At 62.0% G+C, this 12,864-nt stretch carries 10 protein-coding genes; 4 read left to right on the forward strand and 6 right to left on the reverse strand.

Features of this window, described 5'->3' with window-relative positions; all coding sequences use genetic code 11:
- Positions 1–9: 9 nt before the first annotated feature.
- On the forward strand, positions 10–801 hold the full coding sequence (locus tag Q8X51_RS23290) for a MipA/OmpV family protein (protein WP_323145994.1): 792 nt from the start codon (positions 10–12) through the stop codon (positions 799–801).
- 75 nt (positions 802–876) lie between these two features.
- Here Q8X51_RS23290 and Q8X51_RS23295 read toward each other — a convergent pair whose 3' ends face one another.
- Positions 877–2,154, reverse strand: coding sequence for an ATP-binding protein (locus Q8X51_RS23295; protein ID WP_065948241.1), 1,278 nt, complete (start codon positions 2,152–2,154; stop codon positions 877–879).
- Positions 2,155–2,862 (reverse strand): response regulator, encoded by a 708-nt coding sequence (locus Q8X51_RS23300; protein WP_065928008.1) that lies wholly within the window; start codon positions 2,860–2,862, stop codon positions 2,155–2,157.
- Positions 2,863–3,019: 157 nt separating this feature from the next.
- On the opposite strand from Q8X51_RS23300, the gene Q8X51_RS23305 reads away from it, so the two are divergent.
- Entirely contained in the window at positions 3,020–4,219 is a 1,200-nt protein-coding gene (locus Q8X51_RS23305) for an MFS transporter (RefSeq protein ID WP_407694175.1), read from the forward strand.
- On the opposite strand, the gene Q8X51_RS23310 is transcribed toward Q8X51_RS23305, so the two are convergent.
- On the reverse strand, positions 4,175–4,777 hold the full coding sequence (locus Q8X51_RS23310) for a tRNA-(ms[2]io[6]A)-hydroxylase (RefSeq protein ID WP_027608547.1): 603 nt from the start codon (positions 4,775–4,777) through the stop codon (positions 4,175–4,177). The two genes, Q8X51_RS23305 and Q8X51_RS23310, sit on opposite strands and share 45 nt — an antisense overlap.
- 149 nt (positions 4,778–4,926) lie before the next feature.
- Here Q8X51_RS23310 and Q8X51_RS23315 point away from each other — a divergent pair, with 149 nt between their 5' ends.
- Positions 4,927–5,790, forward strand: coding sequence for a universal stress protein (locus Q8X51_RS23315; RefSeq protein WP_027608548.1), 864 nt, complete (start codon positions 4,927–4,929; stop codon positions 5,788–5,790).
- 34 nt (positions 5,791–5,824) lie between these two features.
- On the opposite strand, the gene Q8X51_RS23320 is transcribed toward Q8X51_RS23315, so the two are convergent.
- Complete coding sequence (locus Q8X51_RS23320) at positions 5,825–6,295, reverse strand: DUF1289 domain-containing protein (protein WP_065928006.1); 471 nt, start codon at positions 6,293–6,295, stop codon at positions 5,825–5,827.
- 396 nt (positions 6,296–6,691) lie between these two features.
- Between Q8X51_RS23320 and acnB the strand changes: the two genes are divergently transcribed.
- Positions 6,692–9,301, forward strand: coding sequence for a bifunctional aconitate hydratase 2/2-methylisocitrate dehydratase (gene acnB, locus Q8X51_RS23325; RefSeq protein WP_065928005.1), 2,610 nt, complete (start codon positions 6,692–6,694; stop codon positions 9,299–9,301).
- 126 nt (positions 9,302–9,427) lie between these two features.
- Here acnB and Q8X51_RS23330 read toward each other — a convergent pair whose 3' ends face one another.
- Positions 9,428–11,077 carry a SulP family inorganic anion transporter gene (locus Q8X51_RS23330; protein ID WP_407694176.1) on the reverse strand — a complete coding sequence of 550 codons (1,650 nt, stop codon included), beginning with the start codon at positions 11,075–11,077 and terminating at the stop codon, positions 9,428–9,430.
- 145 nt (positions 11,078–11,222) lie between these two features.
- Positions 11,223–12,500: a serine/threonine transporter gene (locus Q8X51_RS23335; RefSeq protein WP_315871719.1), complete on the reverse strand. Its 1,278-nt coding sequence runs from the start codon at positions 12,498–12,500 to the stop codon at positions 11,223–11,225.
- Positions 12,501–12,864 lie beyond the last annotated feature (364 nt).

Here is a 12,864-nt window from a genome sequence, read left to right on the forward strand (position 1 = left end):
GAACCCTTTATGCGCTCAACCCCCCTGTACCTGTCGCTCTCCTCACTGTGCCTGCTGGCCGCTGCCGACCGCGCAATTGCCGAAGACTGGCAATACAGCCTCAAGGCCGGCATGGCCAACGTGCCCCGCTACAGCGGCAGCGATGAGCGCATGACCGCGCCGGTGCTGGGCGGCAAAGTCGTCAGCCCCTGGGGGATATTCCTCGACACCGACAAAGGTCTGGGCTGGGGCTATGAAGGCAACGCCTTGAGCTTCAGCACCTATATCGGTGCCAGCCATTCACGCAAGGACAAGAATCATAGCCTGCACGCCGGCTCGAAGCGGCTCAAGGGCATGGGCGAGATCAAGGCCCGCCCGCAAGTGGGAGTGAGTGCCAGCTATAACCTGGGTGGCGTGATTGCCGGCGCGACCCTGGAACACGCGCTCAAGGAAGATGACCACAAGGACAGCGGCAAGGCGTTCACCCACCTGGAGCTGAGCCTGGGCACCACGCTCTACGACGGCCGCTACGGATCGGTCGATGCCAGCCTCAACAGTCACTTTGGTGACCGCAATTACCTGCAGACCTGGTACGGCGTGACCACCGGCCAGGCCGCGCAAAGTCGCTTCAAGGCCTACAAGGCCGGTGCAGGCAATATCAGCAATGGCATGAACCTGGTGTGGAGCCTGCCGATCAGCGAGCACACCCAGTTCTCGACCCTGCTGGATGTGCAATACCTGGCGGATGACGCGGGCAAGAGCCCGATTGTGGAGCGGCGCTTGCAGACCTCGGTGATGGGGGTGTTGGAATACACCTTTTGACCGGGTAAGCCCGTCAGAAAATGTGGGAAGGGGCTTGCTCCCTCCCACATTTGCCTCCCATTGTTCTCCGGATACTTATTCGGCATACGCCCACGTCATGCGAAACGACGCCCCGCCCCACTCCGAATCCATCACGTGCACGTGCCCGCCATGCCACTGCGACACCCGCTGCACCAGCGCCAGGCCGAGGCCGAAGCCGCCGGTGCGGCGGTCGCGACTGGCATCCAGGCGCATGAAGGGCTGGAAGATCCTGGCCCGGCCGTCCTCGGGCACGCCGGGGCCGTCGTCACACACACGCACTTCGTAGCCCTCGCCGAACTTCACCAGCGACACCTCGACCCGGCGCTCGGCATAACGGATGGCATTGCGCAGCAGGTTGATCACGGCGCGGGCCATGAAGCGCGGCTCGATCTGGATAAAGTCGACCTCGCAGGTACGCAACGTCAGCTGGATACCGGCCGCCTCCGCCTCCAGCGCGACGCTGCCGATCACGCTGTCGAGCCAGCTGTGGGCCTCGATGCGCTCGCGGGTGACCTGAGTGGCGCCGCGCTCCAGGCTGGCGTAGGTGAGCAGCTCGGACACCATCTCCTCCAGCTCGCCGAGGTCAGCGTACATATCGGCGATCAATTCGCCCCGCTGGCGCGGGTCGGCCTGTTGCTTGAGTTGGTCGAGTTCGAACGATAACCGTGCAATCGGTGTACGCAGTTCGTGGGACACCGCATTGGTGAGTTCGCGCTGGTTGGCGATCAGGCTTTCGATGCGCTCGGCCATCTGGTTGAAGTGCCCGGCCAGCGCACGCACGGTGGAGCTGCGCGGCAGCAGGATGCGCGAGCCGAGGTCGTTGTCGCCGAAGCGCTGCGCGGCCAGGCGGATATGTTCCAGGTCGCGCCAGTGCGGGCGCACCCAGAAATACAGGACGATGGCCAGGCACAGCCCGAGAAAACCGTAGGCCCACAGGTATAACCACTTGGGCTCTTCCGGCAGTTTGATTTCCAGCAGTTGCGGGCCACCGTCGATGGCCGTGAGAAACTCCATAAAGTCGCCGCGCACCACCAGCAAGCCCTGTTCCAGAAGCTTTTGTTCGCGCTCGGTGAGGGCCTGGGCATCCTTCTGCACCAGCTTCAGGCGCAGGCCGTAGTGGGACTGCAACTCGGCCAGCCGTGCGGCGCGCTGCTCCACGGGCAACGGCCGCAATTGCTCCACCAAGCCGTATGCCGGGCCACGCATGGCTTCGCGGTTATAGGTCTCGTTGGCTTCGGGGAGCAGTTCGTCGAAGGTGTAGTTGACCAGCCAGATCGCCCCCGCCAGGCCGATCGCCAGAATCACATACAGGCGCAGAAACAGGCGCAGCATCTAGACCTCCCACGCAAACGGATTGAACAGATAGCCCTTGCCCCAGATAGTCTTGATGCACACCGGCTCACGGGGGTTGTCGTTGAGCTTGCCGCGCAGCTTGCTGATGTACACGTCGACGCTGCGGTTAAGGCCGTCGAAGGCAATGCCGCGCATGCGGTTGAGGATGTCGTCGCGGGAAAGAATCTTGCCCGCGCTGCTGGCCAGCAACCACAGCAGCTCGAACTCCATGGTGGTGAGGTCGATCTGCTCGTCCCCCAGGCTGACCACCCGGCAACTGCGGTCAATCGCCAAGCGGCCGAACGCGAGGGCGCCGCGCACCGTCGGCTCGGGCGCCTGGCGACGTTGCAGGGCGCGCAGGCGTGCCAGCAGTACCGGCGGCTTGATCGGCTTGATCACATAGTCGTCGGCACCCGACTCCAGGCCGAGGATATGGTCCAGGTCGTCTTCCTTGGCAGTGAGGATCACAATGGGGGTGTCGGACACCGTGCGGATCTCGCGGCACACATGCAGGCCACTCTGGCCCGGCAGCATCAGGTCGAGCACGACAATCTTGGGTTTGAAGTCGAGGAACGCCGCCAGGGCTTCATCGCCGCGGTGCACCACGCGGACCTCAAAGCCATGCTGTGACAGAAAATGCGCGATCAGCCCTGCCAGCTTCTCGTCGTCCTCAACGAGCAGGACCTTGCCCAGACCCAGGTTTTCCATAAGTTCTCAGTGTGCAAAGACGGATTGAAGAGCGGGCATTATAGGTGGCAAGCTGGTCAACTAAAGCAACTGGCCAGTTGGTGCCGACGAAGCTTCATGCTTTTAAGAGTTTTTAACAAATAGCCTGCATTTTTTAACGCCATCCACAGGGAGTTGTATGCGCAAGGATTACCTGGCGTTCTTCGTTTCGCTGTTCCTGTCGCGGCTGGCGGACCAGATCCTGTTGTTTATCGTGCCACTGATCGTGTTCCAGACCACCCACAGCGTGTCCTGGGCCGGGCTGGCCTTCTTTGTCGAATCACTGCCGCGCTATCTCGCGTTTCCGGTGTGCGGGGCGTTGTGCGACAAGTATTCGCCGGTGCGCATCCTGCATATCAGCCAGGTTTACCGGGCACTGGCCTGTGTGATGGCGGTGGCGTTGTATGGGATGTTCGACGGTATCTACTGGCTGGTGCTGCTGTCGGCGTTATGCGGGGTATTGACGACCCAGGGTATCATGGCCCGCGAAGTGCTGATGCCGCATGTCTTCCAGCAGTACAGCTATGCCAAGACCCTCTCCTACTCGCAGATCGCCGACCAGAGCGGGCTGGTGCTGGGGCCGCTGGTGGCCGCGCTGATGCTGGAGGTGTGGGCCTGGCACTGGGTGGTGCTGGGAATTGCCGGGCTGTTTGTGCTGGCGGACCTGGCGATGCTGGCCTGGCAGCGTAAAACCACGGCAAGCCTGGAAACCCATCAGCAGCACCGGGATATCTGGCTGCAACCGCTGCGCATCGCGTTCGGGCATATCCGCAACCTGGCGGACCTGAAGCGGATCATTACCCTGGCGGTCGGTGTGAACCTGATCATCGGCGTGACGCTGGCCACCTCCGCGGCCATGGTCACCGGCCTCTACGCTGCCGACAAGGACACCTATGCCCTGCTGCAGGCGGCCGGCGCGGGAGTGACCATCGCGATTCTGTTTTACCTGGCGCGCGCCACCCTGCCCTTGAAAGTGCTGGGCGGGCTGTCTTACTCGATGATCGGCGCCGGCGCGTTGATCATGGCGGTCAGTCCCAACCTATGGGCATACACCCTGGGCTTCCTGCTGGTCACCGGCTTCGACAAGATGTTCAACGTGTACCTGCGCAGCACCCGCCAGCGGGTCATTCCAGTGCAGGACTTCGGCAAGACCGTCGGCGTGATCACCTTGCTCAACAACCTGGCCCAGCCGCTGGCGGGCCTGGTGATTGCAGTGCTGGCGGCGCCCTTGGGCACGCAGACGGTGATCCTGCTACTGACCGGGATCAGCGCCTTGATCGGTGTGGCCGTGGCCTCAGGCTGGCACGCCACTGTGAAAGCGGAACTCGATGTCGGGTGATTCGATCAGTTCCTGCTCGGCCGCCCTCACCCGCTCGATCACCTGGGCGATGTCCTTGGCGTCGCCGTACTGGTAGGCCAGCTTCAGGTAACCCTGGAAGTGCCGCGCCTCGCTTTTCAGCAGGCCGAAGTAGAACTTGCCGAGTTCTTCGTCCAAATGCGGCACCAGGGCTTCGAAACGCTCGCAACTGCGCGCTTCGATAAAGGCGCCGACCACCAGGGTATCCACCAGCTTGACCGGTTCGTGGCTGCGCACCACCTTGCGCAAACCGGAGGCATAGCGCCCGGCGTGCAGTTGGCGCAACTCGACCTTGCGCTTCTTGATCAGGCGCATGACCTGCTCATGGTGCACCAGTTCTTCCCGGGCCAGCCGCGACATCATATTGATCAGGTCAACATGGGCGTGGTACTTGGCGATCAGGCTCAGGGCGGTGCTGGCCGCTTTGAATTCGCAGTTCTTGTGGTCGATCAACAGGGTGTCCTGATCGGCCAATGCGGCCTGCACCCAGGCATCGGGGGTTCGGCAACCGAGGAATTCGTGGATTTCGGGCAGGTTCATCGGGCTCACGGACAAAGGATCATAAAAAGGCCGCCGATTATACCCACCGCGCCGCAGACCACCAGCCACCGGCCTTGATGTGCATCAACATGACGTCTGGCGGGCAGCAACTATAGTTGTTCCACGCCCACCCTTTTGGAGATCCGATCATGCAAGCCATTCGCAGCATCCTGGTGGTCATCGAGCCCGCGCATTCGGAAAGCCTGGCCCTCAAGCGCGCCAAGCTGATCGCCGGGGTTACCGGCGCGCACCTGCACTTGCTGGTCTGCGACAAGAAACACGAGCATTCGGCGCTGTTGAGCCTGCTCAAGGCCGGCTTGCAGGAGGACGGTTACAGCGTGACCACCGAGCAGGCGTGGAATGAAAGCCTGCATGACACCATTATCGATGTGCAGCAGGCCGAAGGCTGTGGGCTGGTGATCAAGCAGCACTTTCCCGACAGCCCGCTTAAAAAGGCCCTGCTGACGCCGGCGGACTGGAAGCTGTTGCGCTTGTGCCCGACGCCGGTGTTGCTGGTCAAGACGTCCACACCGTGGGCGGGCGGGGTAATTCTGGCGGCGATCGATGTGGGCAACAACGACGGGGAACACCGCGAGCTGCATCACGCGATCATCGACCATGGCTTCGACATCGCCAGCCTGGCCAAGGCGCAGTTGCATGTGATCAGCGCCCATCCGTCGCCGATGTTGTCGGCGGCGGACCCGACGTTCCAGCTCAAGGAAACCATCGAGGCGCGTTATCGGGAGCAGTGCAAGGCGTTCCAGGCGGAATTCGATGTGGATGACGCGCACCTGCATGTCGAGGAGGGCCCGGCGGATGTATTGATCCCCCACCTGGCCCACACATTGAAAGCGGCCGTGACCATCATAGGCACGGTGGGGCGCACCGGCATTTCCGGGGCGTTGATCGGTAATACGGCGGAGGTGATCCTGGATGCGGTGGACAGTGATGTACTGGTGCTCAAGCCGCAGACGTTGATGGATCACCTGGAGGAACTGGCGACCAAGGCCTGACGCCGATCCCCCTCCCACAGTTGGATGTGTGTTGTCAGTCAGCGAGCGCGTCTCTCAGGAACCCCGGGGCGATATAGCGCTGGTAATGGGCCTCGGACAGAATGAAGAACTCACGGTCGATGGCATCGCGCAGTTCCGGCAAGGCCCAGTCGCGAAACTCCGGCAACAGCACCATGCCGTACGCCTCCAGGTTATTGATCACCCGCGCGCCGCGGGCAATCAGCTGGTACGCCCAGCAGTACTCGGACTGGTGCGGCACGAAACGGATCTTGCGTTGCTCCAGTTGGCCGCGCAGGGTCTTGGGATCGAAAATCTCGAGTTTGCCGGCCATCACCTGCACCAACAGTTGCTCCAGCCGCAGCCAGACCGCGCGTTTTTCTTCCTCGTTATAGCCATTCCACTGGATCACTTCGTGGTGGAAACGCTTGCAGCCACGGCACACGAGATCGCCGTAGACCGTGGAGCACAGGCCGACGCAGGGGGTCTTGATGGTTTGGTTGGACATGGGCAACAACACGCAAATCAGCGAAACAGTGCGCCATGTTAGCCCTTTGTCTAAGGTTGATCACCCAGCAAACTTGGTGATGCAACTTACCTTTAGAAATTTTTTGCCGTAGAATCATCCGGCCTTGTAAGGCGCCAATAATCCGCTGGAAGCTGTTTTCAAAGCGTCACGAGCACAGTCGTTCCTTCAGAACGGTGTTGGCGATGGTCATTACCCGGCAGGTAATGATCAGCGCCAACCCTCATCAGCTCCGTTCTGCAGGCGTAAAACTTTGAAAGCAGCTTCTGTAAGGAATGCCGGCAGCGCTGGCTTTGCGGCCCAAAAAGCCCCCGAGCGCATGCGTGCCGTTCATTTCTGGATGAGCGTCCCGTGGGACCACTGATGAGGGTAATAACTGTGCTTGAAGCCTACCGCAAACATATCGAAGAGCGTGCAGCACTGGGTATCGTTCCCCAGCCGCTTAATGCCGAACAAACCGCAGGCCTGGTTGAGCTGCTGAAGAATCCCCCGGCTGGCGAAGAAGAATTCCTCGTTGACCTGATCACCAACCGTATTCCACCGGGCGTTGACGAAGCTGCCTACGTCAAGGCCGGCTTCCTGTCTGCCCTGGCCAAGGGCGAAGCCACTTCCCCCCTGATCGACAAGAAACGCGCGGTTGAACTGCTCGGCACCATGCAGGGCGGCTACAACATCGTGACGTTGGTCGAGCTGCTGGACGACGCCGAGCTGGCGCCTGTCGCGGCTGCCCAACTCAAGCACACCCTGCTGATGTTCGATGCGTTCCACGACGTCGCCGAAAAAGCCCGCAACGGCAACGAGCACGCCAAAGGCGTGATCCAGTCCTGGGCTGACGGCGAGTGGTTCCGTAACCGCCCGACCCTGGCCGACAAGATCAGCCTGCGCGTGTTCAAGGTCACCGGCGAAACCAACACCGACGACCTGTCCCCCGCCCCGGACGCCTGGTCCCGCCCTGACATCCCGCTGCACGCCCTGGCCATGTTGAAAATGGCACGTGAAGGCATCGTGCCGGACGAGCAAGGCAAGACCGGCCCGATGAAGCAGATCGAAGAAATGCGCGGCCAAGGCTTCCCGATCGCCTACGTCGGTGACGTGGTCGGTACCGGATCTTCGCGTAAATCCGCGACCAACTCGGTGCTGTGGTTCTTCGGCGACGACGTTCCCTACGTGCCGAACAAGCGCGCCGGCGGCTTCTGCTTCGGCAGCAAGATCGCTCCCATCTTCTACAACACCATGGAAGATGCCGGCGCACTGCCGATCGAATTCGACGTGACCAACATGAACATGGGCGACGTGATCGACCTGTACCCTCATGCTGGCAAAGTCTGCAAGCACGGCACCGACGAAGTCCTGACCACCTTCGAAATGAAGACCCCGGTCCTGCTCGACGAAGTTCGCGCCGGCGGACGTATCCCGCTGATCATCGGCCGTGGCCTGACCGACAAGGCGCGCGCCGAGCTGGGCCTGGGCCCTACCGACCTGTTCAAGCTGCCTGAAGCACCGGTCGACACGGGCAAGGGTTTCACCCTGGCCCAGAAAATGGTCGGCAAGGCCTGCGGCCTGCCGGAAGGCAAAGGCGTTCGTCCAGGTACCTACTGCGAACCGAAGATGACCACCGTGGGTTCCCAGGACACCACCGGTCCGATGACCCGTGACGAACTGAAAGACCTGGCGTGCCTGGGCTTCTCGACCGACCTGGTGATGCAGTCCTTCTGCCACACCGCGGCGTATCCAAAGCCGATCGACGTGACCACCCACCACACCCTGCCTGACTTCATCATGACCCGTGGCGGTGTATCGCTGCGTCCAGGCGACGGCATCATCCACAGCTGGCTGAACCGCATGCTGCTGCCGGATACCGTCGGCACCGGTGGTGACTCCCACACCCGTTTCCCGATGGGCATCTCGTTCCCGGCCGGTTCCGGTCTGGTCGCGTTCGCCGCCGCCACCGGCGTCATGCCGCTGGACATGCCGGAATCGATCCTGGTGCGCTTCAAAGGCAAGATGAAACCTGGCATCACCCTGCGTGACCTGGTTCATGCCATTCCTTACTACGCGATCCAGGCTGGCCTGCTGACCGTAGAGAAGAAAGGCAAGAAAAACGCCTTCTCCGGCCGCATCCTGGAAATCGAAGGCCTGAACGACCTGACGCTGGAGCAGGCTTTCGAGCTCTCCGACGCATCGGCCGAACGTTCGGCTGCCGGTTGCACCATCAAGCTGTCGAAAGAATCCGTCACCGAGTACCTGAACTCCAACATCACCCTGCTGCGCTGGATGATCGGCGAAGGCTACGGCGATGCCCGCACCCTGGAACGTCGCGCCCAAGCGATGGAAGCCTGGGTCGCCAACCCGGAACTGATGGAAGCCGATGCCGACGCGGAATACGCCGAAGTCATCGAGATCGACCTGGCCGAAATCAACGAGCCGATCCTCTGCGCGCCGAACGACCCGGACGATGCCCGTCTGCTGTCCAGCGTTGCCGGCGAGAAGATCGACGAAGTGTTCATCGGTTCGTGCATGACCAACATCGGTCACTTCCGCGCTGCCGGTAAGCTGCTGGAGCAGGTCAAGGGTCAGTTGCCAACTCGCCTGTGGCTGTCGCCGCCGACCAAGATGGACGCTCACCAGTTGACCGAAGAAGGCTACTACGGCATCTACGGCAAGGCTGGCGCGCGCATGGAAATGCCGGGCTGCTCGCTGTGCATGGGTAACCAGGCACGTGTAGAGCCGAACTCGACCGTGGTATCGACGTCGACCCGTAACTTCCCGAACCGTCTGGGTGACGGCGCGAACGTCTACCTGGCTTCGGCTGAGCTGGCGGCAGTCGCCTCCACCCTGGGTCGCCTGCCGACCGTCGAAGAGTACATGGGCTACGCAGCGAAACTGGACACCATGGCCAGTGACGTCTACCGCTACCTGAACTTCGACCAGATCGCCGAGTTCCGCAAAATCGCAGCAAGCGCCAACATCCCGGTGATCCAGGCTTAACGGTGTGTTGATGTGAAAGACGCCGCGTATCGCAAGGTACGCGGCGTTTTTTATGCCTGGAATACAAACACATTCAGTTGATGCATCTGTCACTGACCCACCGCTATCGAGGGCAAGCCCCACGCGTTACGCTTTGCCCACTTCAAGCGCCAACTGCACCGCGCCATCGACGCTCAAGCCACTGAGCAGCACATGGGGCGCGAGCGCTTCGGGCAACCCCTGCAACACCTCGCGGGCGTCATGCCGCACACGGGCCAACACCAGGCGCTTGCCCTCCCCGCGCACCTGGGCAAAAAACGCCGCCAGCGCTTCGATGCTGGTGCCGTCCAGGTCCGGGGATTCTTCCAGGCTCAACACCACCGCCTCGACCGGCGACTGGCGCATCAGGCGCAAGGCCGCGCCCAGGATGCGTTCGGCATTGACAAAAAACAGCGCCTCGCTGGGCCGGACGATCAAGACCCCCGGCACGGCCAGGGCATCGGCATGGTGCTGGCGATCGACAAAGTCATGACTGTCACCCAAGCGCCCCAGCACCTGGATGTCGGCTGAGGACATCTGGCGCAGCATCAACATCACGCTGATCGCGACCGCCACCAGCAAACCATCCAGCACACCGAGCACCAGCACTGCCGTTACCGCACAGATCACCAGCACGCGATCGCGCCGCCACAGGAAATAACGCCCCAGCGGCTGCACGCTCAAGCCTCGTCCCAGGGCATAGATGACGACGGCGGCCAGCACCGGCTCCGGCGTGAGCGCGACATAGGGCAGCACCGTCAGCACAATCAGCAAGATCACCAGCGCCGCGACAATCCCCGCCAGGCGCGAATAGGCGCCGGCCGCCTCGTTGGCCGACGTCGCCGAATACCCGGCACCGGCCGGCATGCCGTGGAACAACCCGGAGACCAGGTTGGCCGCGCCCAGCGCCAGCAGGTCACGGTTGGATGACACCCGGTCACCATGCTTGAGCGCGAACGAACTGATAGAGCCGTAGGACTCCGCGTACAGGATCATCACCAGCGCAAACGCCAATTCCCCCAGGCGCAGCCAGTCGGCAAACGGCAGCACCGGCAAATGCCCCAGCTCCAGGCGCAGGTCGATCATGCCGATCTGCGCCACCCCATAGGCCTGCAGGTCCAGGTACTGCCCGGCAGCGATGCCGAGCACCACGACCACCAGGCCACCGGGCAGGCGCGGGAGGCGTGCGCACAGCCACAGCACCAGCAACGCCAGCGTCGCCACCAGTGCCGCAGGCCAGTTCCAGCGCGGCAGCTGCTCCAGCAACTGCGGCAGAAAACGGATCAGGTTGTTATCGGTGAGGTGCACACCCACCACACCGGCCAATTGCTTGAGGATGATGGTCAGCGCCAGGCCGAAGGCGAAGCCACGCAATACCGGTTTGGCGATAAACGAGGTGACGCCGCCGAGCTTGAACAGTCCGGCCAACAGGAAAAACACCCCGGTGAGCAACACCAGCCCGAAGGCCAGGGACAGCCTCAATGCCGGGTCGTCACCCGCCAGGCTCGCCGTGGCCGCCGCCAACACGGCTGCCGACGACGAGGTGGCCGAGACAATCGCAAAGCGGCTGCTGCCGAACAGGCCATAGCACACCAGCCCGGCAAACAAGGCGATCACCCCGGCCTGGGGCGGCAGCGCGGCAATACTGGAATAGGCCACGGCCTCCGGCAGCAGCAAACCGGCAATGGATAAGCCGGCCAGCAGGTCTTGGGTGCGGTTAGAGGTTACGGCAACGGGTGCATCGGTTTCAGTCTTCAATCGGCCCAACCCATCCTGGCAAAAAGCGTGGGTAAGCTTAGCCCTCATTGGTCGGCGACGGTTGCGCCGCGTCAGCTTTTGCGCAGGCAAAAAAAAAGCCGATTCGCGGTGTGCGCGAATCGGCTTGCGGGCGTGAGCCCCGGGGTCAGGACAGCAGCGAATAAATCAATGCGGTAATCGCCACCAGGCCCACCGCCGTGACAAACACGTTGGACGCCTGCCCACGGTACCTGGCCATGGCCGGCACCTTGCGGATCGCGTACATCGGCATCAGGAACAGGATCGACGCGATGATCGGCCCGCCCAGGGTCTCGATCATGCCGAGGATGCTCGGGTTCAGCGTGGCAACGATCCAGCACACCACCAGCATGAAGGCGGCGGTCATGCGGTCCAGGGTCTTGGCGGCCGGACGGCGACCGCTTTTGAGCACCAGGCCCTTGAGGCCTTCGCTGGCGCCAATGTAGTGACCCAGGAACGACTTGGCAATCGCCACGAACGCGATCAACGGCGCGGCAAACGCGATGGTCGGGTTGTTGAAGTGGTTGGCCAGGTACGACAGGATCGACAGGTTCTGCGCTTTCGCCTCACCCAACTGCGCCGGCGACAGGGTCAGCACGCAACTGAACACGAAGAACAGCACCATCACCACCATCAACAGGTGCGCGCGGGACAGGATCTGCGAACTGCGCTCATCGGCGTGTTCGCCGTACTGGCGCTTCTGGTCGACCGCAAACGCCGAGATGATCGGCGAGTGGTTGAACGAGAACACCATCACCGGAATCGCCAGCCACAGGGTGTTGAGCAACGCCGACGGTGCCGGCACCACACTGGCGGTGCTGAGGATGCCACCGTTCCAATGGGGGATCAGGTACACCGCGAGGAACAGCAAGGCGACGATAAACGGGTACACCATAAGGCTCATGGCCTTGACGATCACCTGCTCACCGCAACGCACCACCGCCAGCAGCCCCAGGATCAGCACAAACGCCAGCAACGCCCGTGGCGGCGGCATGATGTGCAACTGGTGCTCCATGAAGCTGCTGACCGTGTTGGTCAGGGCCACGCTGTAGATCAGCAGGATCGGGAAGATCGCGAAGAAGTACAGCAGCGTGATCAACGCACCGGCCTTGATGCCGAAATGCTCTTCGACCACATCGGTGATGTCGGAGCCCGCACGACCGGAGAGTACGAAACGGGTCAGGCCACGGTGGGCAAAGAACGTCATCGGGAACGCCAGCACCGCCAGGATCACCAAGGGCCAGAAGCCGCCCAGGCCGGCGTTGATCGGCAGGAACAAGGTGCCGGCGCCAATGGCGGTGCCGAACAGGCCAAGCATCCAGGTGGTGTCCTGGCGGCTCCAGCCTGAGAGGGTTGCAGGTGTCGTTGCATAGCGTTCGTCGACGCTATTGGCCTGATCATTCATCCGGTCGGATCTCCGCATTTACACGGCCGGGACGAGTCAGAAAAACCTGACAGGCAGCGCCCCGACCATAGAAGGGGCCGGATTGTCCGGGATTCTCGTGAATAAGCAAAGACTTAGCTGAGGAACGGTTATGCGGTGCAGAGGCTCAAGCGCGGCCCTGGGCAGTGGTTTCGGGGGGCTGCCGCGGGTTTCTCGAGTGGCTGCCAGGCGCCATTGACGAGCGCGATCGGGGATTCTAACCAATGGACTTCCCATACTTTTAGAGAAGTCGCCTACAGCAAGACCAGAAACACCTTATATCTAAATAAAAGTTTAACCACAACAACCTTGCAATTGTTACACAACCCTACATAGCCATTGAGCA

It is taken from the genome of Pseudomonas sp. Yb2C2 (assembly GCF_052112325.1).
In the GTDB taxonomy this organism is placed as follows: domain Bacteria; phylum Pseudomonadota; class Gammaproteobacteria; order Pseudomonadales; family Pseudomonadaceae; genus Aquipseudomonas; species Aquipseudomonas marginalis.